Raw genomic sequence first — 25,327 nt, 5'->3', positions numbered from 1 at the left:
CCAGTAACAATCTCAAAGGAATCCTCTTGACGAGGATCATAAATTTACTGGCTATTCGGCACGCTGTTGAGTTCTCAAAGAACACGCGCTCACCATCACTCCGCACTGTTCCCAGTGGCTTCGTTCCGGGGCTTGTGGCCCGCACTCCGTTCCGGTCTGTCCGGCCCGTTCCGCGCTGGCAGAGAGAAAGTTACACGCCGCCCAACGCGGAGACAAATCCGGGTCCCGGAGGCCTGTTTCCGCAGGTGGGAGCACGCGTCGGAGCCGCTGAACCCACCATTGTGTGACCGGGACCACTCACACGAGTTTTGAAGGCAGGTGAACGGCGACCGAAAGCCCCCCGCCGGGCACCGCCGAGGCGTGCACCTGACCCCCGTGAGCTGCGACGGCGGCCCGCACGATGGACAGGCCGAGCCCGGTGCCGGTCCGCGCGGTCCGGTCCGCCCCACCCCGGCGGAACGGCTCGAACAGCTCGTCCACCCGGTCGGGTGCGATGACCGGCCCGGACGAGGACACCCGCAGCAACGTCCACTCGGGCCCGCCCTCGGAGTGCACCTCGATCCACCCGTTGGGCAGGTTGTGCCGGACGGCGTTCTCCAGGAGGTTGCCCGCGATCCGCTCCAGCAGGGCGGGGTCCCCGATGGCGGGCGCCGGGTTGGTGCGGAAGGTGGCGCGCACCCCCCGCTCCGCCGCTTCCGCGCGAACGGCCCGCCACGCGGACTCGACCACGGCGTTCAGGTCGACGGGTTCGCGCACCGCGAGCCCGAGCCCGTCCGTGCGCGCGAGCAGCAGCAGCGCGCTGACCAGCTGCTCGGCCCGTTCGGTCGCCGCGCGCACGACGGAGGCCATGCGGCGCAGCTCGGCGACGTCGGCGTCCGGGTCGGCGAGCGTCACGTCGAGCTCGGTGCGCACCACGGCGAGGGGGGTGCGCAGCTCGTGGGAGGCGTTGGCGACGAACCGGCGCTGGGAGTCGAACGCGGCCTGGAGCCGGTCGAGCATCTCGTCGAAGGTGTCGGCCAGCTCGGCGACCTCGTCGCGGGGCCCGTCGAGGCGCAGGCGTTCGCCGAGGGATTCGGCGGACAGGCGGCGGGCCGCGTCGGTCACGTCGTGCACGGGTTGCAGGACGCGCCCGGTGACGGTCCAGGCGAGCAGCGCGGCGGCGGCCACCACGCAGAGGAAGGCGATGGAGCCGGACCTCAGCACGTCCGCGCGGGCCTGTTCGCCGAGGACGTCCATGAGCACGGCGGCGTCGACCTCGCGCCCGTCGACGACGACGGTGCTGCCCTCGGCGAACCGGGGGGACGAGGCGATGACCCGCCCGACGAGGAGCCAGCCGAGCAGGAGGAGCAGGCCGCTGACGAACGCGACCAGCCCGGTGGCGAGGAGGGTGAGGCGCGTCCGCAGCCCGGGTCCGCGCCTGCGGGCCAGGTCAGAGTTCAGCGGAGCCTGCCGTGGGCACCCGGTAGCCGGAGCCGACCACCGTGTCGATGATGCCGGGTTCGCCGAGCTTCTTGCGCAGCGTCATGACGGTGACGCGGACCGTGGTGGTGAAGGGGTCGGCGTTCTCGTCCCAGACGCGTTCGAGCAGCTCCTCGCTGGAGACCACGGAGCCCTTGGCGGCCAGGAGGACTTCGAGGACGCCGAACTCCTTGCGGGTCAGCTCGACGGGGCGGCCGGCGCGGCGCACGGTGCGGCGGGCGGGGTCCAGCTCGACGTCGCGGGCGGTGAGCAGGGGCGGGGTCGCGGGGGTGGCGCGGCGGGCCAGGGCTCGGACGCGGGCGACCAGCTCGGGGAACGCGAAGGGCTTGGCCAGGTAGTCGTCGGCGCCCAGGGAGAGGCCGGCGACGCGGTCGTCAACGCCGGCGCTGGCGGTGAGCATCATGACCCTGGTGAGGGCGCCGGAGCTGAGGATCTCCTTGCACAGCTCGTCGCCGGTCATGCCGGGCAGGTCGCGGTCGAGCACGACCACGTCGTACCGGGTGACGGTCGATTTCTCGTGGCCCGTCTCGCCGTCGTAGGCGACGTCCACCGCCATGCCCTCGCGCCGCAGACCGCGCGCGATCGCGTCGGCCAGCGGCACCTCGTCCTCGACTACCAGGATCCGCACCTCACAAAGGTGCCACATGTTCCTGAGAGGGTGCTTAGTGAGAAATGTGGGGTTCACGAGCCGTCTGGGGTTCACGAGCTGAAGGGCGGCGCTCGCCGCTGGGCAGGCCGCCGGGGAAGGGCGAGGGCCCTAGGCGTGGTCACCGACCACGGTGACGCGCCCGGTCGGGGAGCACTGGGCTCGCAGGGGCCCTCCCGGGCAGTGCTCGGGAGGGCCGCTGACCGGGCCTCGGGTTACTTCTCCACCGTCGCGCTCATTTCCGCCGGTTCGGCGGCGGCGACCCACTCGGTGATGCGGCGGGCCACGTCCTGGGCGGTCAGGCCCAGGTCGGACAGGACCTCGGCGCGCTCGCCGTGCTGGTGGAACTGCTGCGGGATGCCCAGGTCGCGCAGCGGGACGTCGACCGAGGCGTCGCGCAGGGACGCGGCCAGGGCCCAGCCGAAGCCGCCGTGCCTGCCGTTGTCCTCGACGGTGACGACCAGGCGGTGGTTCGCGGCCATGGTCACCAGGTCGTCGGAGACCGGGAAGATCCAGCGGGGGTCCACGACGGTGACGCCGATGCCCTGGTCGGCCAGGCGCTGGGCGGCGGCCAGGCCGAGTTCGCCGAAGGCGCCCACGGTGATCAGGAGGACGTCGGCGCCGTCGCGGCGCAGGACGTCCGCCGTGCCGATCCGCTCCAGGGCGGGCAGGTCGGGGCCCACCGAGGCCTTGGGGTAGCGGATCACGGAGGGCGCGTCGGAGATCTGGACCGCTTCGCGCAGTTGCTCGCGCAGCGAGGCGGCGTCCCGGGGGGCGGCGACGTGGATGCCGGGCACCAGGCCGCAGATGGACAGGTCCCACATGCCGTGGTGGGAGGCGCCGTCGGGGCCGGTGATGCCCGCGCGGTCGAGGACGACGGTGACGCCCTGCCGGTGCATGGCGACGTCGAGGAGGAGCTGGTCGAACGCGCGGTTGAGGAAGGTGGCGTAGATCGCCACGACGGGGTGCATGCCGCCCATGGCCAGGCCGGCGGCGGAGGTCATGGCGTGCTGCTCGGCGATGCCGACGTCGAAGCAGCGGTCGGGGTACAGGCCCGCGAACTTGTCCAGGCCCGTCGGGCCGCGCATGGCGGCGGTGATGGCGACCAGGTCGGGGCGCTCGCCGCCCAGGGTGGCCAGCTCGTCGGCGAAGACGTGGGTCCAGGTGCGCTTGGACGGGCCGATGTTCTCGCCGGTGATGGGGTCGATGACGCCGGTGGCGTGCATCTGGTCGGCCTCGTGGTTCTCGGCGGGCGCGAAGCCGTTGCCCTTGCGGGTGACGGTGTGCACGATGACCGGCCCGCCGAAGGACTTGGCTCGGCGCAGGGCCGATTCGAGGGCGGCGTGGTCGTGGCCGTCCACCGGGCCGATGTACTTGAGGCCCAGGTCCTCGAACATGGCCTGCGGGCTGATGGCGTCCTTGATGCCGCGCTTGGCCGCGTGCAGGGCCGCGTAGAGGGGCTTGCCGACGATCGGGGCGGACTGGATGGCGGTCTTGCCGCGTTCCAGGGCGCGTTCGTAGCCGGGCTGGAGGCGCAGCGACGACAGGTGGTCGGCCAGGCCGCCGATGGTCGGCGAGTAGGAGCGGCCGTTGTCGTTGACGACGATGACGACCGGGCGGTCGGCGCCGGAGGCGATGTTGTTCAGCGCCTCCCAGCACATGCCGCCGGTCAGGGCGCCGTCGCCGACGACCGCGACGACGTGCCGGCGCTGGCCGGTGAGCTGGTAGGCCTTCGCCAGGCCGTCGGCGTAGGACAGGGCGGTCGAGGCGTGGCTGTTCTCCTCGACGTCGTGCTCGCTCTCCGCCCGGGAGGGGTAGCCGGACAGGCCGCCCTTCTGGCGCAGCGAGTCGAAGCCGTCGCGGCGGCCGGTGAGGACCTTGTGCACGTAGCTCTGGTGCCCGGTGTCGAACACGACCGAGTCGTGCGGGGAGTCGAAGACCCGGTGCACGGCCATGGTCAGCTCGACGACACCGAGGTTCGGCCCGAGGTGCCCGCCGGTGCGGGAGACCTTCTCGACCAGGAAGAGCCGGATCTCCTCGGCGAGGCGGACCAGTTCGTCGGTCCCCAGCCGTTTCAGGTCCGCCGGTCCGTGCACGGATTCCAGCAGCGTCACGCGCTCCACCTCGCCCTGTGGTTCGACTCCCCGTTTCGTCCGGTCAGTCTACGGACCACTCGCTGAGACGGTCGGGTTCGAGCAGGGCCACGCATTCCACGTGGTGGGTCATGGGGAACGCGTCGAACGCCCTGAGCTGCGTGAGCGCGTAGCCGCGGTCGGCGAAGACGGCGATGTCGCGGGCCAGGGCGGCCGGGTCGCATGCGACGTACACCACGCGCGCGGGGCGGTGGTCGGTGATGGCGGTGACGACCGCCTTGCCCGCGCCCTTGCGCGGCGGGTCGAGCACGACGACGGCCGGGCGGCGCCCGGTGAACGCGGGGTCGGCCAGGACCGCCTCGGTGCGGCCGACGTGCCAGCTGACCTGCGGCAGGTCGGCCAGGTTGGCCCGGCCGTCCCGCACCGCCGCGGTCGACGACTCCACCACGGCGACCGAGCCGGTCGCGCCGACCTGCCCGGCCAGCACGGACGCGAACAGGCCCGCGCCGCCGTAGAGGTCCCAGGCGTGCTCGCCGGGGCGGCAGGCCGCCCACTCGCGGACCACGCCGGCGAAGGTGTCGGCGGCGGCCGGGTGGACCTGCCAGAAGCCGTCCGCGCGCACCTCCCACGTGCGGCCGGCGGCCTGCTCGGTGGCGGTGCCGCTGCCCCGGCGGAGGTGGGCCGGGCCGGGGACTGGTCGGCGGCCGCGGCGGGTCGTGGGCGGGCCGATCTCGACCAGGTGACCGCGGTGTTCGGCGTCGCGGGTGACGGCCAGTTCGGACCGGGGCGGCCAGGTGCGGTCGAGCACGCCGTCCAGGGCGTCGGGCACGGCGATGACGCAGTGGTCGACCGGGACGACCCGGTGGCTGCGGTGGGCGCGGAAGCCGGGCACGCCGTCCGGGCCGACCGCCAGGCGCATCCGGGTGCGCCAGTCCTCGGGGCCGCCGGGCAGGGGCTCGACGACGACCTCGCGGTCCAGGCCGGCCAGGCGTTGGAGCTGCTCGCGCACCACCGCGGCCTTCAGGGCGCGCTGCGCGGGCCACGAGGCGTGCTGCCAGTCGCAGCCGCCGCACAGGCCGGGTCCGGCGAAGGGGCACGGCGGCTCGACGCGGTCCGGTGAGGGCGTGACGACCTCCACGGCGTCGCCGCGGCAGAACGAGCCGCCGGCGTCCTCGGTGACGCGGACCACGACGCGCTCGCCGGGCAGGGCGTGCCGGACGAACACCACGCGGCCCTCGTGCCTGGCCACGCAGTGCCCGCCGTGGGCGACCGCGCCGACCTCGACCTCGACCAGCCGGTGCTCCCAGGTGGTGCTCACTTGCGCTTCCGCTCCTCTTGGCCCCGGTTGTCCAGGCCGCGGCGGACCGCTCCGGGGGCGTACACGTCGTCGTCCTTGTGCGTGACCTTCTTCGACGAGGCCAGCTGCCACGGCACGCTGGTCACCATCACGCCCGGTTGGAACAGCAGCCTGCCCTTGAGCCGCAGCGCGCTCTGGTTGTGCAGGAACTGCTCCCACCAGTGGCCGACCACGTACTCCGGGATGAACACCGTCACCACGTCGCGCGGGTTGTCGGTGCGGACGCGCCGCACGTAGTCCAGGACGGGTTTGGTGATCTCGCGGTAAGGCGACTCGATCACCTTCAACGGTACCTTGAAGTTCTCCTTCTCCCAGTCCCGCACCAGGCGGCGGGTGTCGGCGTCGTCCACGTTCACCGTCACCGCCTCCAGGTTGTCGGGCCGGGTCGCCTTGGCGTAGGCCAGGGCCCTCAGCGTGGGCATGTGCAGCTTCGAGACCAGCACCATGGCGTGGTTGCGGGCGGGCAGCAGCTTCTGCCGCTCCTGCTGGCGCAGCTCCTCGGCGACCTGGTCGTAGTGCTTGCGGATCGCGGTCATCAGGGCGTAGATGGCGGCCATCGCGGCGATCGCGATCCAGGCGCCCTTGGTGAACTTCGTGATCAGCACCACCACCAGCACCGACGCGGTCATGGCCAGGCCGAACCCGTTGATGGCCTGCGACCGGCGCATCCGGCGGCGGGCGTCCTCGTCGGCCTCGCCCGCCAGCAGCCGGTTCCAGTGCCGGATCATGCCCGCCTGGCTCATCGTGAACGAGACGAACACGCCCACGATGTAGAGCTGGATGAGCTTGGTGACCTCCGCGTCGAACGCCACCACCAGGATGACCGCCGCGCCGGCGAGGAAGACGATGCCGTTGCTGAACGCCAGCCGGTCGCCGCGGGTGTGCAGCTGGCGGGGCAGGTAGCGGTCCTGGGCGAGGATCGAGCTGAGCACCGGGAAGCCGTTGAACGCGGTGTTGGCCGCGAGCACGAGGATCAGGGCGGTGACGGTCGTGATGAAGTAGAAGCCGACCGGAAAGCCCTCGAACACCGCGCCGGCGATCTGCGCGACCATGGTCTTCTGCTCGTAGCCCTCGGGCGCGCCGACCAGCTGGTGCGCCGGGTCCTCGGCCATCTTCACGCCCGTGAGCTGGGCCAGCACGATCAGGCCCATCAGCATGGTGACCGCGATCAGGCCCATCAGCAGCAGCGTGGTGGCCGCGTTGCGCGACTTCGGCTTGCGGAACGCGGGCACGCCGTTGCTGATCGCCTCGACGCCGGTCAGGGCGGCGCAGCCGGAAGAGAACGCGCGCAGCACCAGGAACAGGAAGGCCAGGCCGACCAGGTGGTCGTCCTCGGCGCGCAGCTCGAAGCCCGCGCTCTCGGCGCGCAAGTCGTCGCCCGCGACGAAGCCCCGGTACAGGCCGTAGCCGATCATGATCACGACGCCGGCCATGAACGCGTAGGTCGGCAGGGCGAACGCGTTGCCCGATTCGCGGATGCCCCGGAGGTTGACCGCGGTGAGGAGGATGATGGCGGCGACCGCGAACTCGGCCTTGTGGGTGGCGACGAAGGGGATGGCCGAGCCGATGTTCGCGGCGGCCGAGGAGATGGAGACGGCGACGGTGAGGATGTAGTCGACCAGCAGCGCGCTCGCGACCGTGAGCCCCGCCCTGCGGCCCAGGTTGACCGTGGCGACCTCGTAGTCGCCGCCGCCGGACGGGTAGGCGTGCACGTTCTGCCGGTAGCTCGCCACCACCGTCAGCATGACGACGACCACGACCACGCCCACCCACGGTGCGAACGAGTAGGCGGACAGCCCGGCCACCGACAGGACCAGGAAGATCTCCTCCGGCGCGTAGGCCACGCTCGACATCGCGTCCGACGCGAAGACCGGCAGGGCGATGCGCTTGGGCAGCAGCGTGTGGGCTAGCCGATCGCTGCGGAACGGCCTGCCCACCAGGAGGCGTTTGGCCGCGGTTGCGAGCTTGGACACGGGGGGAAAGCGTAGGGGGTCCCCGTCCCCTGGTCGGAGTAGTCGTGGGTAGGTTCTGCGTAAATGTCGTTCGGGAGGCTTACGTGCACGTGGTGATCATGGGGTGCGGCCGGGTCGGCTCCTCCCTGGCCAGGGCCCTGGAGCGCCTGGACCACCAGGTCTCGGTGATCGACAAGGATGTCCAGTCCTTCCGGCGCCTCGGGTCCGACTTCCACGGGCAGCAGGTCGTCGGCAACGGCTTCGACCAGCGCGTCCTCATCGAGGCGGGCATCGAGCGGGCCGGCGCGTTCGCGGCCGTGTCCAGCGGCGACAACTCCAACATCATCTCGGCGCGGGTGGCGCGGGAGACGTTCGGGGTGGAGGCCGTGGTCGCCCGCATCTACGACGAGAAGCGCGCCGCCGTGTACGAGCGGCTGGGCATCCCGACCGTGGCGACCGTGCCCTGGTCGACCGACCGGTTCCTGCGGATGCTGATCCCCGAGGGCACCGCCACGGTGTGGCGCGACCCGTCCGGCACGGTCGCGGTGCTGCCGCTCGACCTGCACGAGGACTGGGTGGGGCGCTCGGTGCGGGACCTCCAGGAGGCCACCGGCTGCCGGGTGGCGTTCATCATGCGGTTCGGCACGGGCGTGCTGCCCGACCCCAAGACGGTGCTCCAGGCCGACGACCAGGTGTACGTGGCGGCCCTGTCCGGCACCGTGACCGATGTGGCCGCCGCCGCGGCCCAGGCACCCGAGGAGGGCTGAGTGCGCATCGCCATTGCCGGCGCCGGCGCGGTGGGCCGGTCGATCGCCGCGGAGCTGGTGGCCGACGGTCACCAGGTCATGCTGATCGAGCGGGACCGGAAGCACTTCGAACCGCACACCGTGGACCAGGCCGAGTGGGTGCAGGCCGACGCCTGCGAGCTGTCCTCGCTGGAGGACGCCGGGATGCAGCTGTGCGACGTGGTGATCGCCGCCACCGGTGACGACAAGGTCAACCTGGTGGTGTCGCTGCTGGCGAAGACCGAGTTCGCGGTGCGGCGCGTGGTGGCGCGGGTGAACGACCCGGCCAACGAGTGGCTGTTCACCGAGTCGTGGGGCGTCGACGTGGCCGTGTCGACGCCGCGGATCCTGTCGGCGCTGGTCGAGGAGGCCGTGACGGTCGGCGACGTGGTGCGGCTGATGACGCTGCGGCAGGGGCAGGCGAACCTGGTGGAGATCACCTTGCCGGAGGACACGCCGCTGGGCGGGTCGCCGGTGAACTCGCTGGCGCTGCCGCGGGACGCCGCCCTGGTGACCATCCTGCGGGGCGGGCGGGTGATCGTGCCCTCGCCGGACGACACGCTGGAGGGCGGGGACGAGCTGCTGTTCGTGGCGGCGGCGGACGTGGAGCAGGAGATCCGGTCCTCGCTGGGGTACTGAGGCGGGGAGTCGGCCGCGGTGCCGGGCCGGCGGGCTGCACGGCGGTGAGCCGGCCGCGTTGGCCCGGCCGGCGGGTTCCACGGCGGCAAGCGGGCCGCGCTGTGGGGCGGCGGGTTGTCCACAGGCGGGCCGCCGGCGCTCGGTTTCGTCGGTGCCGGCCGGCAGGGTGAAAGCAGGGGTCCCCTGGGCGGGGACCCCTGCGGAGCGTCAGCGTGGTGCTCGTGGCGCCCGGGTGGTGGCTCAGCGCTCGTCGGGTCTGGCGGCCACTCGGCCCTCGTCGGCCTGGGGCGGGTTGGCCAGCCGCTCGTAGATGCTCGGCCGGTTCTCGGGGGGCGCCTGGTCCCGGGCGGCCTGCGCGCGCAGGCGCTCCTCGGCCTCCCGGTTCTCCTCCTCCTCGCGGGCGATCGCGGCCTTCAGGCGCTTGTCCGAGCGCCGCACGGCCCACACCGTCGCCACCAGCGCCACCGCCATCAGCGGGTAGCCCATGGCCAGCCGCGCGGCGGCCAGCCAGCCCAGGGACGCCTCGTCGTACAGCCACCGCTGCACCACGAACCGGGAGAAGAACACCAGCGCCCACACCAGGGTGGCGATGTCGTAGTCCCGGACGCTCGCCCGGTCCTGCCGCCACGCGCTGCCCTGCGCGTTGAGCATGTTCCAGATCACGCCCGCCAGCGGCCGCCGCACCAGGATCGACAGCAGGAACCCGCCGCCGTAGACGAGGCTCTGCCAGATGCCGAACAGGAAGAAGCCCTTGGCGTCGCCGGTCCGGTAGGCGATGAACGCCGCGATGCCGACGCCGAACACCGCCGAGACGGCGGGCTGGATCGAGCCCTTGCGCAGGGCCAGCACGACGCCGATGAGCACCGCCGAACCGAGCGCGGCCCAGATCGCGGGCATCAGTCCCGCGAACACGTTGACCAGCACGAACACGACCACCGGGAGCGAGGAGAACGCCAGCCCGCTGACGCCGCCCATCTGCTCCAGCATGGTCGGCTGCTTCTCTTCAGCCTCGTCAACCTCGGTCATGAAGCGTTCTGCAACTCGTAGTAGGGGTTGTAGAGCACCTTGCGCCCGTCGCGCACGGCGATCCGGCCCTTGGCCTTGATCGTGCGGCCCGGCTCGATGCCCGCGATCCGGCGGCGGCCCAGCCACACCAGCGTGACGCCCTCGGTGCCGTCGAACAGCTCCGCCTCCAGGGTGGCGGCCGCGTCGCGCGGGCACAGCTCCACGCTGCGCAACCTCCCGAGCACCGTCACCTCCTGGCCGGACTTGCAGTCACACGCCCGTACGGCTCCGACCGCCTCGACTTTTCGCGAGAGGTCGTCGGCGTCCAACTCGCTCGCGTCGGCGCTCAGCCGACGCACGAGGCGGCGCCAATAGCCGCCCCCGGTACCAGTCATCCCCGACTCCAGGAGAGTGCGCGGGGCCTCGACAGCGAAGCCCGTCTGAGAGCCAGGGTAACCAGCTACCCCCGATCGAGTATCCGACTGGGGGAGGATCTGCGGCCATGGGCCCGTCACGCGCCGTTCTCCTGCCCGGCACCGCGTCCGACGAGGTGTTCGTCGGGCGGGTGTTCGGGCGCCCGCTCGCCGAGGCCGGGTTCTCGCTCGTCGCGCCCGCGGCGCGGGGCGTCCGGGAGTGCGTCGAGGCGCTGGACGCGGCCTGGTCGGGGACTCCGCTGCTGGTCGGGGGCGTTTCGCTGGGCGCGCACGTGGCGACCGCGTGGGCGGTGCGGCACCCCGGGCGGTGCGCGGGGGTGCTGGCGGCGTTGCCCGCGTGGCTCGGTCCGGCGGACGGCGCGCCCGCCGCGCTGGCCGCGTCGGCGAGCGCGGCGGCGGTGGAGGCGGCGGGGGTGGAGGCCGCGCTGACCGGGGTGGACGGGTGGCTCGGGGACGAGCTGCGGCGCGCGTGGCCCCGGTACGGGACGCGGCTGGCGGGCGTGCTGCGGGAGGCTGCGGGGTCGCGCGCGCCGACGGCGGCCGAGCTGGGCGGGGTGGCGGCGCCGGTCGGGGTCGCCGCGTGCGTCGACGACCCCGTTCACCCGTTGGAAATCGCTCGTACGTGGGTGGACGCCCTGCCTCGTGGCGCTCTGCGCACGACGACGTTGGCGGCGCTCGGCGCGGACCCGGAGTCCCTGGGCCGCGCCGCGCTCGCCGCGTACGCCGAGGCGCTGGGGTGACCCTCCCGGGCCGGACCGGACCCGGGAGGGTCGGCGCCGCGGCGCCGACCCGTCCGATCAGCCCTGCTGCTGGGCCTGGATGTGCCGCGCGATGGCCTCGGGCAGCTCGATCGGCAGCGGCGTGCGCACCGGCATCGGCTGCTCGCCGCGCGCCACGACCGTGTCGCGCATCAGCGCGTACAGGGCCTCCGCCGCCTGGACGGACATCTCCTCGTTCGGCGCCGCCGCGATGCCCCGCAGCATCCACCGGGGGCCGTCGACGCCGACCACGCGCAGGTGCACCTCGTTGTTGCGCGCCGCGATCTCCTCGCCCCACTCGCCGTTCTCCCGCAGGATCCGGAACCCGTCGGACTTGAACTGGGCGATCATCTCGCCGCTGACCTCCGGCCACAGCCGGTCGCTGCGCGGCGCGGCGAACGCGCTCACGGTGAGCTGGCCGACGCCGGTGAGCAGGTGCACGGCCCGCACGGCGCCGGACGGGTCCATCTCCACCTGGAGCTGGGCGCCGTCGGGCACCGGCAGCCGGATGGAGCCCAGGTCGAGCCTGTTCAGGCCGTCGTCGGGGGCCTGCGCCTCGTCGAACGGGCCCTCCTCGGGCCCGTCCGCGGCGTCGAACTCGACCTCGGGTTGCGCCGTCCCCCGGTTCGCGGAGTGCCTACCGCGCTTGCGGCGCTTTCCGAACATCGCCTTCACCCCTCCGTCCGGGCGAGCACCTCGTGCCCGCCAGTAGAGCCGTAGCCGCCGGCACCGCGCGCGGAGCCGGGCAGCTCGTCGACCTCGCGGAACACGGCGTGCTCCACCTTCTGCACCACCAGCTGGGCGATCCGGTCACCACGCGTGAGCACGATCGGCTCGCGCAGGTCGTGGTTGACCAGGCACACCCTGATCTCACCCCGGTAGCCCGCGTCGATCGTGCCCGGTGCGTTGACCACGCTCAGGCCGACGCGCGCGGCGAGTCCCGAACGGGGGTGCACGAACCCGGCGTACCCCTCGGGCAGCGCGAGGGAGATCCCGGTGCCGACCACGGCGCGCTCACCCGGTTCGATCACCACGTCGGTGGTCGTCACCAGGTCCGCGCCGGCATCACCCGGACGGGCGTAGGCCGGGAGTGGCACTGAGGGATCGAGCCGGGACAGCAGGACCTCGACGCTGGGCACGGCGCGCGAGACTACCCTGGTGGCGTGAGCGAGAGTGCTGTGACCGCCCCGACCGCGTTCCGCGAGCGGTTGTCCGTCCCCTGGTGGGGTTGGCCGCTGCCGCTGGCCGCGGCGGCGCTGCTGGCCGCCGAGATCCACATGGGGTTCCCGGGCGTGCGGTCGTGGCTGCCCTACGCGGTCCTGCTGCCGCTGGTCGTCCTGCTGCTCGTGCGGCTGGGTTCGGTGCGGGTCGAGGTGGCGGGGGGCGAGCTGCGCGTCGGCGAGGCGCACGTGCCGCTGGAGCTGCTCGGCGAGGTCGAGGTGTTCGACGCGAGGACCAAGCGCAAGGCCATGGGGCCGAACCTCGACCCGATGGCGTTCGTCGCCCACCGCGGGTGGGTGGGGCCGATGGTGCGCGTGCGGCTGGAGGACCCGCGGGACCCGACGCCGTACTGGCTGTTCAGCGTGCGTTCAGCGGAAGAGTTGGCAGCGGTGCTGCGCAACCGGTGAAACTTCGTCGGGACGTCCCCCAACGGGACTGGGCGCCACCCCGGCGGAGGGGTGAGCGCCCAGATCTAGTTGGTGGTGGTGGTGGTGTCGGTGGTGGTGCCGGTATCGGCGCTGGTGCCGGTCGGGCTCGGTCTGCTCAGGCGCAGTCGCGGCAGATGTACTGACCGCCGACTTCCTCCGCCAGCCTGCTGCGGTGGTGCACCAGGAAGCACTTGGAGCAGGTGAACTCGTCGGCCTGCTTGGGCAGGACCTTGAACGTGAGCTCCTCGCCGGACAGGTCCGCACCAGGCAGCTCGAAGTTCTCGGCGGTCGCGTCCTCGTCGATGTCGACGACCCCGGACTGCGTTTCGTTGCGCCGCGCCTTCAGCTCCTCGAGGGAGTCCTCAGCGAGTTCGTCCGCCTCGCTGCGACGCGGCGCGTCGTAGTCGGTCGCCATCTTTCTTTCACACCCCTGCGGTCAACGGAGACTGTTCGTGTCGCTGGTTAACGTCCCAGCGCCCCTGTTTGTGCCCTCCGTCCCCAGTGACGGAGGTCTCGCTCTCGCGGCCGGGCGCCAACCCCCTGTCGTCGACGCTTCCCGGTGTCCGGCCCTGCGCGGAGCGCCGAGAGGGTAGCTCATCCTCAGGGCGGGTGCGCAGCGGGTTCCCCCTAATTGAGCAGACGGGTGACACGCCCTTCACACGCTGGACCGATAGGCTCCGGGGAGGCAGTGCCCACCCGTCTCGCCCGTGCCGCGGCGCCCTTCGCGCCGTCAACCGTTCGCGACCGGGTGATAACGGCGAGCTACCGCCGACCCGAGGCGCGGGGCGACGGGGCGGGGCATAGCCTGATCACCATCAGCACTGCGCCAGGGGGAGGTCGGCGGACGTGGGACCCGGTACGGGAGGAAGCGGGTCGTCGCGGTACCGGAAGCGGCGGCCGTTGCCGGCGCTGGCCCTGTTCCTGGTGCTGGCCGTGACCGCGGTGGTGGTGTGGAACCGGGTGCTGTCGGAGGCCGGCGACGTGGACGCGGCGATCCGCTGCGACCCGCCCGGCGGAGCGCCCGCGTCGGGTGCCCCGGCGTCGCCCGCGCAGGCCCTGGGGACGGTGCTGGCGCACGACGCGCTGGACCGCACCGACCCCGTGCCGGTGAACGAGGTCCACTTCCGGGTGTTCAACGCGAGCACGCAGCGCAACCAGGCCCGGTTCGTGGCGACGTCGCTCGCCGACCTGGGGATGACCCAGGCGGCGGACCCGGGCAACGACCCGGTGTACCTGGCGCAGGACATGACGTGCCGGGGCCAGATCCGGTTCGGCGCGCCCGGCGCCGGCGCGGCCCGCACGTTGAGCCTGGTCGAGCCGTGCCTGGAGCTGGTGCGCGACGAGCGGCAGGACGCGACGGTGGACGTGGCGATCGGCAAGAAGTTCGGCGAGGTGAAGCCGAACAGCGACGCCCGCAAGGTGCTCGACCAGCTGGCCGCGTGGGCGGAGCAGCAGCCGGAGCAGCAGGGCGGCCAGGCCGCCGAGGCCGCCGTCCCGCCGTCCCTCAACGCCGCCAACCTCCAGGGCGCCCGCGAAGCCCACTGCTGACCCCGTCACCCCGCGCGAGTCGAACGCTCAGGCCCACCGTGTCGAACACCCGGACCCCCTGAGTTCCACACCCGCGCGTGTCCTCCACTCAGGCATCGCGTGTCCTCCGGTCCGGCACGGCGTGTCCTCCGGTCGGGCACCGCGAACCACGCGTTCGGGAGCTCCCTGCCGTTCCTGAGCGGTGGTTTCACCGTGCCTGAGCGGAGGACACGCGATGCCGGAGTGGAGGACACGCGATGCCCGGGTGGAGGACACGCGGGGTCTGAGTGGAGGACACGCGGGGCTGGTGTTCGGCTCGCGGAGGTCAGACCCGGGGGAAGTCGGCGTCGATCAAGGCCTCGCAGAGGGCTTCGGCTATGCCCGGGGCGGCGGCGAAGGTGACGTCCCGGCCCAGGGCCGGCAGGTCGCCCGGGAGGTGGACCACGGCGCCGGCCTCGCGGGCGATCAGGGCGCCCGCGGCCCAGTCCCAGCGGTTGAGGGCGTGTTCGGCGTAGGCGTCCAGGCGGCCCGCGGCCACGGCGCACAGGTCCAGGGAGGCCGCGCCCGCCCGGCGCATGTCGCGGACCCTGGTGGCCAGGGCCGCCCAGGCCTCGGCCTGGCGCCGGCGGCGCTCGGGGCTGTAGGAGAAGCCGTAGCCCAGCAGCGACACGTCCAACCGGGTGGCGTCGGAGACGGACAGGCGCCGGTCGTCCAGGTAGGCGCCGCCGCCCGACCAGGCGGTCCACAGGTGGCCGGTGGCGGGCTCGTAGACGACGCCGGCGATGGACTCGCCGTCCACCTGGGCCGCGAGCGAGACGGCGTAGTGGGGGATGCCGTAGAGGTAGTTCACCGTGCCGTCGATCGGGTCGACGACCCAGGTCAGGCCCTCGACGGCCGCCTCGCCGCCCTCCTCCTCCCCCAGGACCGCCTCGCCGGGGCGCAGCGACGCGAGCCGCCGGCGCACGAGCTGCTCGGCGGCCGTGTCACCCGCCGTGACGACGTCGGTTTGCGTGCTCTTGGTGCCGACATCCGCCACGGCGGTGTCGCGCATGTTCCTGGCCAGGTCACCGGCCTCGCGCGCGACGGTGGCGGCGATCTCGACCAAGGAGCGCGGATCGAAACGCAACTGTTCCTCCTGCGTCACTCTCACGGGACTATCGGAGAACCGCAGGCTAATGTCTGCGGCCACGGTCACTGAATCGAGTAGGAAGGGCCACGGGGATGGGCATGACCCGCGGGTTCGGCGTGGACATCGGCGGCTCCGGCATCAAGGGCGGGCTCGTGGACCTGGAGGCGGGTGCACTGGAGGGCGAACGCCTGCGCATCAACACGCCGCAGCCGTCGACGCCGGACGCGGTCGCCGACGTGGTCGCCGAGATCGTCGAGAAGTTCGGGTGGGAGGGCCCGGTGGGCGTCACGCTGCCGTGCGTCGTGCAGCACGGCGTCGCCCGCTCCGCCGCGAACGTGGACAAGAAGTGGATCGGCACGGACGCCGCCGAGCTGTTCGCCAGCCGCCTCGGCAGGCCCAAGGACCAGGTCGTCGTGATGAACGACGCCGACGCCGCGGGCGTGGCCGAGATGCGCTTCGGTTCCGGGAAGGACCGGAACGGCCTGGTGGTGCTGCTGACCTTCGGCACCGGCATCGGCAGCGCCCTGTTCCTGGACGGCAAGCTCGTCCCGAACACCGAGTTCGGCCACCTGGAGGTCGACGGCCACGACGCCGAGACCCGCGCGGCCGCCTCGGTGAAGGAGGACAAGGACCTGACCTGGGCGGAGTGGACGCCCCGGGTGTCGCGGTACATCACCGTGCTGGAGAACCTCATCTGGCCGGACCTGGTCATCGCGGGCGGCGGGGTGAGCAAGAAGGCCGAGAAGTGGCTCCCCCTGCTGGAGGTGCGCACCGACGTGGTCGCCGCGGCGCTGAAGAACGACGCGGGCATCGTCGGCGCGGCCGTGGCGGCGACGCACCACCTCGCGCCTTGACAAACCCAAGGCTCTGAGCTGCGAGAACGCGTGTCGGACCACCTCGGTCCGCAGCGGTGCGCAACGGCACGCGATTCTCGTCGTTACAATGGAACGGTGCCCCGCTGACGAACGATCCGGCGGGGGATCCCCCGTACTCCGGCGACCGAGGTTCGCGCCCTTCGGTTTGCCTTGATCGACAGTCGCGAAAGGGCGTACGTGGCAGCCGCGAAGACGACCCAGGCAGCTCAGGCTGACGCCGAGGAGACGCCCAAGGCCACCTCGGCGAGGAAGGCCCCGGCCAAGAAGCCGGTGGCGAAGACCGCCGCGGCGGGCAAGACGACGACGCGGACGCCGCGCAAGGCGGGCGCCAAGGGCGCCCCTGCCGCGCCGGCCAAGGCGAAGAAGGCGACGGAGGGTGACGAGCCGGAAGGCTTCGAGGGCCCGGAGGGCGAAGACCTGGTCGACGACGTCGAGCTGATCGACGAGCCGGTCGAGGAAGAGCCCGCCGAGGAGGAGGCCAAGCCCGGCGAGGGCGACTTCGTCTGGGACGAGGAGGAGTCGGAGGCCCTGCGGCAGGCCCGCAAGGACGCCGAGCTGACGGCCTCCGCCGACTCGGTCCGCGCCTACCTCAAGCAGATCGGCAAGGTCGCCCTGCTCAACGCGGAGGAGGAGGTCGAGCTCGCCAAGCGCATCGAGGCCGGCCTCTACGCCGCGGAGCGGGTCCGCCGCGCCGAGGAGGAGAGCGAGAAGCTGACCCCGCAGCTCCGCCGCGACCTGCGGTGGATCGTGCGGGACGGCGAGCGGGCCAAGAACCACCTGCTGGAGGCCAACCTCCGCCTGGTGGTGTCGCTGGCCAAGCGCTACACCGGCCGCGGCATGGCGTTCCTGGACCTGATCCAGGAGGGCAACCTGGGCCTGATCCGCGCGGTGGAGAAGTTCGACTACACCAAGGGCTACAAGTTCTCGACGTACGCCACGTGGTGGATCCGCCAGGCCATCACCCGCGCGATGGCCGACCAGGCCCGCACCATCCGCATCCCGGTGCACATGGTCGAGGTCATCAACAAGCTCGGCCGCATCCAGCGCGAGCTGCTCCAGGACCTGGGCCGCGAGCCCACCCCGGAGGAGCTCGCCAAGGAGATGGACATCACCCCGGAGAAGGTGCTGGAGATCCAGCAGTACGCCCGGGAGCCCATCTCGCTGGACCAGACCATCGGCGACGAGGGCGACAGCCAGCTCGGTGACTTCATCGAGGACTCCGAGGCCGTGGTGGCGGTGGACGCGGTGTCGTTCACGCTGCTCCAGGACCAGCTCCAGTCGGTGCTGGCGACGCTGTCCGAGCGCGAGGCGGGCGTGGTGCGGCTGCGGTTCGGCCTCACCGACGGCCAGCCGCGGACGCTGGACGAGATCGGCCAGGTCTACGGGGTGACGCGGGAGCGCATCCGGCAGATCGAGTCGAAGACGATGTCGAAGCTGCGCCACCCGTCCCGTTCGCAGGTGCTGCGCGACTACCTCGACTAGCGGTCGACGACGAGGAGTGGAGGGCGCCCCGGCCCGGCGAGGCCGGGGCGCCCTCCTTCGTCTGAACAGGACGGCCGGGCGACGGGGTCGACGCGGCCCCGCCGGGCGCGGACGTCGCGCCCGGCGGGCCTCGCGTTCGGACCGGGAGCCCGAACCCGTCACCTGACGCGGCGGTGAACCGGACGTGGACGTCCGGATGGTGGAACAGGGGCGCGTGTTCGCTCTGGGCGGACCGAAGTGTCGCCGATCACTCGGAGGCGACCCGATCATGCACCTTTCGGCCCAGTGGTGGTGATTCCGATGCCGTATTCGCAGGTCGGAAAGCCTTGGCGTGACAGCGGAAAGTGAACGGCCGCTGATCGAACCGATGGTGGGGCGCAGGTTCGAACCACTCGACCACCGGGTAAATCGACAGTGACGCGGGTCGCCACGGCCCTGGGAACACTGACTTACGCCCGTGCGTCTGCAAGAGTGGAAGCAGCGAACACGGCGCACCCGCCAGATGCGAAGTGGTCGCAGCTAGGTGTGAGGGCACCGATCCCCGGTGCCGGGACGGAGGGAGATTTCCATGACTACCACGCTCACCCGCCCCGCGTTGACCGCTGCCGACCGCTGCGACCGCTGCGGGGCTGCTGCCCAGGTTCGCGCCGTGCTCCCCTCCGGGGGCGAGCTGCTGTTCTGCGGGCACCACGCCCGCGAGCACAGCACCAAGCTGCGCGAGCTCGCTGCCGAGTTGCAGCAGGGCTGAACACCGCGAGCCGTCCGCGGCTCGTGGCACCCTGGCCGTCCGGGGCGGGGATCCCACCGGGATCCCCGCCCCCTGCACGTCCGGGCCTCCTCAGCGGCCGCTCAGACCTCGCCCAGCACGGGTTCGAAGGCCAGTTCCGCCGCTCCGACGAGCTTCGCGTCCCGTCCCAGCGGTGAGGACTCGATGCGGGTGCCGCCGACCGCCCGCGACACCAGGGACCGCTCCTGCACGGTCCGCCGCAACCGGTCCACCAAGGACTCGGGCAGCGCGGTGAACAGGTCGCCGAGCACCACCAGCTCGGGGCCGAGCATGTTGACCACCGTGACCAGGCCCATGGCCAGCCACTCGGTGAACTCGTCCAGCCGGTGCGCCACCGAGTCCGGCGAGCCGGCCAGGGACCTCAGCTCGGCCACCACGGCGCCGCGCGGCGAGTCCTCGGGCAGAGAGAGCGCCCGGCACAGGGCCGCCTCGCCGACCTCGGTCTCCCAGCAGCCGTGGCAGCCGCAGTAGCAGCGCCGGCCACCGGGCCGGACCACCATGTGACCCAGCTCACCCACGTAGCCGCCGGTGCCGCGCAGCGGTTGCCCGCTGGAGATGACGCCGCCGCCGATGCCGACGTCGGCGGAGATGTAGACGACGTCGGACGAGCCGCGGGCGGCGCCGCGCGTGTGCTCGGCGAGCGCGCCCAGCTCGGCGTCGTTGCCCACCTGCACGGGCACCTTCAGCACCGCGGACAGCCGTTCGCCCAGGGCGACGTCGGTCCAGTGCAGGTTGGGCGCCTCGTGCACGAGGCCGTCCGACCTGCGCACCACGCCGGGCACGGACACGCCGACGCCGACGGCCCGCGCGTCCAGCTCGTCGGCCAGCAGCTTGGCCGAGTCGACGATGTGCGTGATCACCTCGCCGGGGTCTCGGGACCGGTGGTGCAGGTTCCACGAGTCCCGGCCGAGGATGTCGCCGCCCAGGCCCACCATGGCCATCGCCACCTGCTCGACGCGGATGTCGATGGCCATGACCACGGCGGCGTGGGGTTGGGGCAGCACCAGCAGGGACGGGCGGCCCGCGCCGGAACGCTGGGCGGGCACCCGCTCGGCCACCACGCCGGACTCGGCCAGGCCGTCCACCAGGGCTTTGATCGTGCTGCGGTTGAGACCCAGCTCAGCCGCCAGCGACGCCCTGGTGGAGGGCCCGTCCACGTGCAGCCGGCGCAGCAGCGCCGAGCGGTTGTGCCTGCGGACCTCGTCCGGCCGGGCTCCCGCGGTCGGTGAGCTCACGTCAGCGGGTGGAGCTCGCCGCCCGGCGACGGGACAGCGCGTCGATGCTCGCGGCCAGCAGCAGCACCAGGCCGGTGACCACGTACACGACGGCGGCGGGCTGCTTGAGCAGGCCCATGCCGTTGTAGATGGTGGCGAGCACCGCGCCGCCGATGACCGCGTCGCGCAGCCTGCCCTTGCCGCCGAACAGCGACACGCCGCCGATCACGGCCGCGCCGACCGCCATCAGCAGGGTGTTGCCGCCACCGGCGTTCGGGTCGACCGAGCCGACCTTGGAGGAGTACACGATCGCGCCGATGGCCGAGGCGGAGGAGGCGATCACGAAGACGCTCATCCGGATCTGCGCCACGTTGATGCCGGCGCGGCGGGCGGCTTCCTGGTTGCCGCCGACGGCGTAGACGTGGCGGCCGTAACGGGTGCGCTCCAGCACGAACGTGCCGAGGACCAGGAGCACGAGCACGAGCGGCACCACGTAAGGGACACCGGCGATGACCACGAAGTCGCTGGCCGAGCGGTTCAGCGTCAGCGCGTAGGTGGCGGCCGCGGCGAGCACCACGACGATGCCGACCTTGGTCAGGATCATCGGGGTGGGCTGGGCGACCAGGCCCTTGCGCAGGCGGCTGAAGTGGCGGCCGAGCACGAGCGCGGCGTAACCGCCCGCGGCGATGGCGAACAGCGCCCACGAGCCCGCGGTGCTGAGGTTGCCGTTGGCGACGTTGAACAGCACGTCGTTGCGCAGGCCGAGCGTGCCGCCGTCGCCGATGAGCTGGAGCACCACGCCGCTCCAGGTCAGGAACAGGCCGAGGGTCACGACGAACGACGGGATGCCGACCTTCGCGACCAGGAAGCCGGTGACGGAGCCGATCGCGGCGCCGACGCAGATCGCGAGCAGGATCTCGACCCACGGGTTGGCCGGCACGCCGATCACCGAGACCAGGAGCGCGAAGCCGGCCATCGCGGCGGCGGGCCAGAGCTTCACGACCGCGGCGAGCGCGATCGCCAGCACCAGCACGGCGCAGTACATGATGAAGACGGTGTCGCCCATGCCGCCGAGCAGGTTGCCGTTCTCGACCAGGTGCAGCGCCATCACCGACGCGGTGACACCGGACGCGGTGCCCGCGGAGAGGTCGATCTCGCCCAGCAGGAGCACGAACACCAGGCCCATGGCGATGATGACGATGCTCGCGCCCTGCGCGAGGAGGTTGGCGATGTTGCCCAGCGTCAGGAAGGTGTCGGCCAGGGAGCTGAACACGATCAGCAGTGCCACCAGGCCGAGCAGCGCGGGCAGGGAGCCGAGCTCGCCGCCGCGCAGGCGGGCCACGTAGTCCCGCAGCGCCTCGCCGGTGGACTGGGAGGTGGTGTCGATGCCGAAGTCGGAGATGGCGGCGCCCTGGGGGTCCTTGGGCGACGTCTCGCTGGTGGTGTTGGTCATGCTGCGTTCCTCGTCCTGAGCCCTCGGCGTCAGATGGTGGCGGATTCGGCCCGAGCGATGCCCAGGTCCCCGGAGCGGCCGGCGGTGATCAGCTCGACCACCTGGCCGTGCGTGACGTCCTTGGTGTTGACCTCGGCGGCCATGCGGCCCAGGTAGAGGCACGCGATGCGGTCCGCGACCTCGAACACGTCGTTCATGTTGTGGCTGATCAGCACCACGCCCAGGCCCTGCTCGGCCAGCCGGCGCACCAGGTCGAGCACCTGGCGGGTCTGCGCGACGCCCAGCGCCGCGGTCGGCTCGTCGAGCAGCACGACCCGGCTGTTCCACAGCACGGCCTTGGCGATGGCGACGGTCTGCCGCTGGCCGCCGGACAGCGACGAGACCTGCGTGCGCACGGACTTGACCGTGCGGACCGACAGCGAGGTCAGCGTCTTGCGGGCGGCCTGCTCCATGTCGGCCTCGTCGAGCACGCCCAGCTTGCCGCGCTCGCGGCCCAGGAACATGTTCTGGACGATGTCGAGGTTGTCGCAGAGCGCCAGGTCCTGGTAGACGACCTCGATGCCCAGGTCCGCCGCTTCGCGCGGGCCCGGGATGTTGACCTGCTTGCCGTCGAACAGCACCGTGCCCGAGTCGGTCGGGTGGATGCCCGCGATGCACTTGACCAACGTGGACTTGCCCGCGCCGTTGTCTCCGACGAGGGCGGTGACCTGGCCGGGGTGAACGGCGAAATCGATGTCGTGCAGCACGTGCACGGGACCGAAGGTCTTGTTGATGCCGCGCAGCTCGAGGATCGGCTCGCTCACTGGTTTCCTCCTGTGTTCCCACTCGCGGGTGGGCGCGCCGGGGCGGGGTGCGTCTGCCGCACCCCGCCCCGGCGCGAGCGTGAACTACTTGATGCCGAGCTCGGTGCAGGTGGCGGCGAGGTCGGTGACGCAGACCTCGGCGGCCTTGACGAAGCCGGCGTCCACCACGGTCTTGACGTTCTCCTTGGTGATCAGCTGGGCCTCCAGCAGCACCGACTTGACGGTGCGGCTGCCCTTGGTGTCCTCGACCGAGCCGGTGGCGAGCGCGTCGGCGCCGGCCTTGTCGCCCTTGGCCAGGGCGGCGGCCAGCTTCGCGGTGGCGTTGGCCTCGGCGTCGATCGGCTTGAAGACGGTCATGAACTGGTCGCCGCGCAGGACGGCCTGGAGGCCCTCCGGGGTGGCGTCCTGGCCGGTGACGGGGACCTTGCCGTTCAGGCCGTACTTCTTCAGCACGGTGATGACCGCGCCGGCGAGGCCGTCGTTGGCGGCCACGACGCCGTCGACCTTCTGGCCGTTGCCGGTCAGGATCTGCTCGAAGGTCACGCCGCCCTGCTGGTTGTCCCAGTCCGGGATGGCCTGCGACTGGACCAGCTTGTAGTCGCCGGAGCCGTACTTGGGCTCCAGGACCTTCTTCTGGCCGTTGTGGAACAGGGTGGCGTTGTTGTCGGTCGGGGCGCCCTCGATCTCGATGACCTCGGCGGGCTTCTTGCCCGGCGCCAGCTTCTCCAGGCCCTGGACCAGGCCCTGGCCCTGGAGCTCGCCGACCTTCTCGTTGTCGAACGACACGTAGTAGTCGGAGCTGCCGCCGAGGTTCAGGCGGTCGTAGTCGATGACCGGGATGCCCGACGCCTTGGCCTTCTGCGCGACCGACGCGCCGACCTCGCTGTTCGGGGTGGCGATGATCAGGACCTTGACGCCGGCGTTGATCATGCCGTCCGCCAGGGTCGAGAACTTCTGCACGTCGCCCTGGGCGTTCTGGATGTCGGGCTCAAGGCCCTCGGCCTTGAGCGCCTTCTCCAGGAGCGGCTTGTCGAAGCCCTCCCAGCGGGCGGAGGACTTGGTCTCCGGGAGGATGACGCCGACCTTCGTGCCACCGCCCGAGGCGCTGTCCGTGTTGGTCTCCGTCGGGGTGCTGCCACCCGTGGACGTGTTCGCGCCACATGCCGTCATGGCCAACGCAAGGCCCGTGCTTGCGGCGATGAGAGCGAGGCTCTTGCTGCGCATCCAGCCATCCCTTTCACGCAGGTGCATAAATGTTGTGGCGCACAACGTATGCCCCCACCCACGGTGACCGGAAGCACACTTGACCGATAAAGTCAGCACGATGAGCTAACAGAGAGATAACCGAACAGTCATCTAACTACGCCGAACGGCCCAGTTGGTTACGTCCAGTCACGAAAGTGCTGACCAGAGGGTTTGTTCGGGCTCGCAACGGAGCGAGCCCGAAGATCACCGCGACGTCACGTCGCGTGGCTCACCACGAGCGCAGCGTGGCGATCCGCTCCTCCAGCTGCTCGATGCTGGCCATCGCCGTCGGCGGGCCGCCGCAGTACTCGCGCAGCTGGTTGTGGATCTTGCCGTGCGGCTTCCTGGTGCGGTGGTGGTGCATGGCCACGAGCGTGTTGAGCTCCTTGCGCAGCTGCGCCAGGCGCTCCTGCACGCCCGCGGGCCGGGCCGCCGGCGCGGGCGGCGCGGGCGCCGCGGCGGCCGCCGCGTTCCGCTTGCTCGCCTCCACCAGCTGCTTCTCCTGCCGCTGCCGCAGCAGCGCGCGCACCTGGTCGGGCTCCAGCAGGCCGGGCAGGCCCAGGTACTCCTGCTCCTCGTCGCTGCCCGCGAACGCCGCCGTGCCGAACGACGAACCGTCGTAGATCACCTGGTCCAGCTCGGCCGACGCGCCCAGCGAGGTGAACGCCCGCTCCTCCTCGCCCGGCTCGTCGTCGACCCTGTTGGCCTGGGACAACAGGTCCTCGTCCCAGCCGTCCTTCTCCCGGTGCGGCTTGCCCAGGACGTGGTCGCGCTGCGCCTCCAGCTCGCTGGCCAGGCCGAGCAGCACCGGCACGCTGGGCAGGAAGACGCTGGCCGTCTCACCCCTGGCCCGCGCCCGCACGAAGCGGCCGATGGCCTGGGCGAAGTACAGCGGGGTCGACGCGCTGGTCGCGTACACGCCGACGGCCAGCCGCGGCACGTCGACGCCCTCCGACACCATGCGCACCGCGATCAGCCAGCGCTCCTGCGAGGCGGCGAACTCGGCGATGCGGCCCGACGCCTTGGGGTCGTCGGACAGCACCAGGGTGGCGTCGTGGCCGGTGACGCGCTTGAGCACCTCGGCGTAGGCCTTCGCCACGGTCTGGTCGGTCGCGATGACCAGGCCGCCCGCGTCGGGGATGCCGCCGTTGCGCAGCTGCGTCAGCCGCACGTCCGCCGCCTTGAGCACCGACGGCATCCACTCGCCCGACGGGTCCAGCGCCACCCGCCACGCCCGCGCCGTCTGCTCCTGGGTCAGCGGCTCGCCCAGCCGCGCGGAGAACTCCTCCCCCGCGCTCGTGCGCCACGCCGCCTCGCCCGAGTAGGCCAGGAAGATCACCGGCCGGACCACGCCGTCCTTCAGCGCGTCCGAGTAGCCGTAGGAGTGGTCGGACTTGCTGCGCTGCGCGCCGTCCGGGCCGGGCTCGTAGGTGACGAACGGGATCGGCGAGTCGTCCGAGCGGAACGGGGTGCCGGTCAGGCACAGCCGCCGCACCGCCGGCGTGAACGCCTCGCGGATCGCGTCACCCCAGGACTTGGCGTCGCCGCCGTGGTGGATCTCGTCGAGCAGCACCAGCGTCTTGCGGTTCTCCGTGCGCACCCGGTGCAGCGTCGGGTGCGCCGCGACCTGCGCGTACGTCAGCGCCACGCCGTGGAAGTCGCGGGAGGTGACCGCCATGGTGTTGCGGAAGTTCGAGTCGATGGCGATGCCCGCCTCGGCCGCCGCCTTCGCCCACTGGTGCTTCAGGTGCTCGGTGGGCGTGACGATGGTGACCGCCTCGACGGTGCGGTCGGCCAGCAGCTCGGCCGCGACGCGCAGGCCGAACGTGGTCTTGCCCGCGCCGGGCGTGGCCACGGCCAGGAAGTCCTTGGGCTTGGCGGCCAGGTACTTGGTCAGCGCGCGGCGCTGCCAGGCTCGGAGCGGGCGGGTTGCGACGACCTGCGGCTGCGACAACCTCGGAACCCCTCCAGCGCTGATCACCTGCGGTGCGGACATGGGAATGCCCTCGGTGCGG

At 72.0% G+C, this 25,327-nt stretch carries 24 protein-coding genes; 8 read left to right on the top strand and 16 right to left on the bottom strand.

Annotated features, from left to right (window positions below):
• Positions 1-297: 297 nt before the first annotated feature.
• The 5 genes from ABD223_RS38630 to ABD223_RS38610 form a co-directional block, all read right to left on the bottom strand.
• On the bottom strand, positions 298-1,242 hold the full coding sequence (locus ABD223_RS38630) for a sensor histidine kinase (RefSeq protein WP_344042389.1): 945 nt from the start codon (positions 1,240-1,242) through the stop codon (positions 298-300).
• Positions 1,243-1,429: 187 nt separating this feature from the next.
• On the bottom strand, positions 1,430-2,107 hold the full coding sequence (locus ABD223_RS38625) for a response regulator transcription factor (RefSeq protein ID WP_344042387.1): 678 nt from the start codon (positions 2,105-2,107) through the stop codon (positions 1,430-1,432).
• Positions 2,108-2,340: 233 nt separating this feature from the next.
• A complete protein-coding gene (dxs, locus tag ABD223_RS38620; RefSeq protein WP_344042385.1) occupies positions 2,341-4,239 on the bottom strand; it encodes a 1-deoxy-D-xylulose-5-phosphate synthase in 1,899 nt (632 codons plus the stop codon).
• A gap of 43 nt (positions 4,240-4,282) precedes the next feature.
• Positions 4,283-5,536 (bottom strand): class I SAM-dependent RNA methyltransferase, encoded by a 1,254-nt coding sequence (locus ABD223_RS38615; protein ID WP_344042383.1) that lies wholly within the window; start codon positions 5,534-5,536, stop codon positions 4,283-4,285.
• Complete coding sequence (locus ABD223_RS38610; protein WP_344042381.1) at positions 5,533-7,548, bottom strand: APC family permease; 2,016 nt, start codon at positions 7,546-7,548, stop codon at positions 5,533-5,535. Before ABD223_RS38610 ends, ABD223_RS38615 begins: the two co-directional genes overlap by 4 nt.
• An 83-nt stretch (positions 7,549-7,631) precedes the next feature.
• Here ABD223_RS38610 and ABD223_RS38605 point away from each other — a divergent pair, with 83 nt between their 5' ends.
• Positions 7,632-8,294 carry a potassium channel family protein gene (locus ABD223_RS38605; protein ID WP_344042379.1) on the top strand — a complete coding sequence of 221 codons (663 nt, stop codon included), beginning with the start codon at positions 7,632-7,634 and terminating at the stop codon, positions 8,292-8,294.
• Positions 8,295-8,951 carry a potassium channel family protein gene (locus ABD223_RS38600; protein ID WP_344042377.1) on the top strand — a complete coding sequence of 219 codons (657 nt, stop codon included), beginning with the start codon at positions 8,295-8,297 and terminating at the stop codon, positions 8,949-8,951.
• 240 nt (positions 8,952-9,191) lie between these two features.
• On the opposite strand, the gene ABD223_RS38595 is transcribed toward ABD223_RS38600, so the two are convergent.
• Together ABD223_RS38595 and ABD223_RS38590 are read right to left on the bottom strand one after the other, a co-directional pair.
• Entirely contained in the window at positions 9,192-9,977 is a 786-nt protein-coding gene (locus ABD223_RS38595) for a DUF3159 domain-containing protein (RefSeq protein ID WP_344042375.1), read from the bottom strand.
• Positions 9,974-10,351, bottom strand: coding sequence for an OB-fold nucleic acid binding domain-containing protein (locus ABD223_RS38590; RefSeq protein ID WP_344042373.1), 378 nt, complete (start codon positions 10,349-10,351; stop codon positions 9,974-9,976). Before ABD223_RS38590 ends, ABD223_RS38595 begins: the two co-directional genes overlap by 4 nt.
• Positions 10,352-10,458: 107 nt before the next feature.
• Here ABD223_RS38590 and ABD223_RS38585 point away from each other — a divergent pair, with 107 nt between their 5' ends.
• Positions 10,459-11,130 (top strand): alpha/beta fold hydrolase, encoded by a 672-nt coding sequence (locus tag ABD223_RS38585; protein WP_344042371.1) that lies wholly within the window; start codon positions 10,459-10,461, stop codon positions 11,128-11,130.
• A gap of 57 nt (positions 11,131-11,187) precedes the next feature.
• Here the strand turns inward: ABD223_RS38585 and ABD223_RS38580 are convergent, their stop codons facing one another.
• Together ABD223_RS38580 and dut are read right to left on the bottom strand one after the other, a co-directional pair.
• Positions 11,188-11,814: a DUF3710 domain-containing protein gene (locus tag ABD223_RS38580; RefSeq protein ID WP_344042369.1), complete on the bottom strand. Its 627-nt coding sequence runs from the start codon at positions 11,812-11,814 to the stop codon at positions 11,188-11,190.
• 5 nt (positions 11,815-11,819) lie between these two features.
• Positions 11,820-12,287 carry a dUTP diphosphatase gene (dut, locus tag ABD223_RS38575; RefSeq protein WP_344042367.1) on the bottom strand — a complete coding sequence of 156 codons (468 nt, stop codon included), beginning with the start codon at positions 12,285-12,287 and terminating at the stop codon, positions 11,820-11,822.
• 24 nt (positions 12,288-12,311) lie between these two features.
• Between dut and ABD223_RS38570 the strand changes: the two genes are divergently transcribed.
• On the top strand, positions 12,312-12,776 hold the full coding sequence (locus ABD223_RS38570; protein ID WP_344042365.1) for a DUF3093 domain-containing protein: 465 nt from the start codon (positions 12,312-12,314) through the stop codon (positions 12,774-12,776).
• Positions 12,777-12,912: 136 nt separating this feature from the next.
• Here the strand turns inward: ABD223_RS38570 and ABD223_RS38565 are convergent, their stop codons facing one another.
• Positions 12,913-13,212 carry a DUF4193 domain-containing protein gene (locus ABD223_RS38565; protein ID WP_344042363.1) on the bottom strand — a complete coding sequence of 100 codons (300 nt, stop codon included), beginning with the start codon at positions 13,210-13,212 and terminating at the stop codon, positions 12,913-12,915.
• Between the two features lie 431 nt (positions 13,213-13,643).
• Here ABD223_RS38565 and cei point away from each other — a divergent pair, with 431 nt between their 5' ends.
• The gene (gene cei / locus ABD223_RS38560; RefSeq protein WP_344042361.1) at positions 13,644-14,345 is read left to right on the top strand and encodes an envelope integrity protein Cei; all 702 of its coding nucleotides are present in this window, start codon (positions 13,644-13,646) and stop codon (positions 14,343-14,345) included.
• A 304-nt stretch (positions 14,346-14,649) separates the two neighbouring features.
• Here cei and ABD223_RS38555 read toward each other — a convergent pair whose 3' ends face one another.
• The gene (locus ABD223_RS38555) at positions 14,650-15,450 is read right to left on the bottom strand and encodes an inositol monophosphatase family protein (RefSeq protein WP_344042359.1); all 801 of its coding nucleotides are present in this window, start codon (positions 15,448-15,450) and stop codon (positions 14,650-14,652) included.
• Positions 15,451-15,545: 95 nt separating this feature from the next.
• On the opposite strand from ABD223_RS38555, the gene ppgK reads away from it, so the two are divergent.
• The 3 genes from ppgK to ABD223_RS38540 all read left to right on the top strand — a co-directional run bounded on the left by ppgK (position 15,546) and on the right by ABD223_RS38540 (position 18,558).
• The gene (gene ppgK, locus ABD223_RS38550; RefSeq protein ID WP_344042357.1) at positions 15,546-16,307 is read left to right on the top strand and encodes a polyphosphate--glucose phosphotransferase; all 762 of its coding nucleotides are present in this window, start codon (positions 15,546-15,548) and stop codon (positions 16,305-16,307) included.
• A gap of 198 nt (positions 16,308-16,505) precedes the next feature.
• Positions 16,506-17,810: an RNA polymerase sigma factor gene (locus ABD223_RS38545; RefSeq protein WP_344042355.1), complete on the top strand. Its 1,305-nt coding sequence runs from the start codon at positions 16,506-16,508 to the stop codon at positions 17,808-17,810.
• 568 nt (positions 17,811-18,378) lie between these two features.
• Positions 18,379-18,558, top strand: coding sequence for a DUF7455 domain-containing protein (locus ABD223_RS38540; protein ID WP_015800348.1), 180 nt, complete (start codon positions 18,379-18,381; stop codon positions 18,556-18,558).
• Positions 18,559-18,659: 101 nt separating this feature from the next.
• On the opposite strand, the gene ABD223_RS38535 is transcribed toward ABD223_RS38540, so the two are convergent.
• The 5 genes from ABD223_RS38535 to ABD223_RS38515 all read right to left on the bottom strand — a co-directional run bounded on the left by ABD223_RS38535 (position 18,660) and on the right by ABD223_RS38515 (position 25,266).
• Positions 18,660-19,832: an ROK family protein gene (locus ABD223_RS38535; protein ID WP_344042353.1), complete on the bottom strand. Its 1,173-nt coding sequence runs from the start codon at positions 19,830-19,832 to the stop codon at positions 18,660-18,662.
• A gap of 1 nt (position 19,833) precedes the next feature.
• Positions 19,834-21,264, bottom strand: coding sequence for a sugar ABC transporter permease (locus ABD223_RS38530; protein ID WP_344042351.1), 1,431 nt, complete (start codon positions 21,262-21,264; stop codon positions 19,834-19,836).
• Between the two features lie 29 nt (positions 21,265-21,293).
• A complete protein-coding gene (locus ABD223_RS38525) occupies positions 21,294-22,067 on the bottom strand; it encodes an ATP-binding cassette domain-containing protein (RefSeq protein WP_344042349.1) in 774 nt (257 codons plus the stop codon).
• Positions 22,068-22,151: 84 nt separating this feature from the next.
• Positions 22,152-23,291, bottom strand: a complete 1,140-nt coding sequence (locus tag ABD223_RS38520; RefSeq protein WP_344042347.1) for a sugar ABC transporter substrate-binding protein — start codon at positions 23,289-23,291, stop codon at positions 22,152-22,154.
• A gap of 250 nt (positions 23,292-23,541) precedes the next feature.
• Positions 23,542-25,266 carry a DEAD/DEAH box helicase gene (locus ABD223_RS38515; RefSeq protein ID WP_344042345.1) on the bottom strand — a complete coding sequence of 575 codons (1,725 nt, stop codon included), beginning with the start codon at positions 25,264-25,266 and terminating at the stop codon, positions 23,542-23,544.
• Between the last annotated feature and the right edge of the window lie 61 nt (positions 25,267-25,327).

The sequence above is a fragment of the Saccharothrix xinjiangensis genome (assembly GCF_039527585.1).
Classification (GTDB): Bacteria; Actinomycetota; Actinomycetes; order Mycobacteriales; family Pseudonocardiaceae; genus Actinosynnema; species Actinosynnema xinjiangensis.
This window is presented reverse-complemented; position numbering and strand designations above follow the sequence as displayed.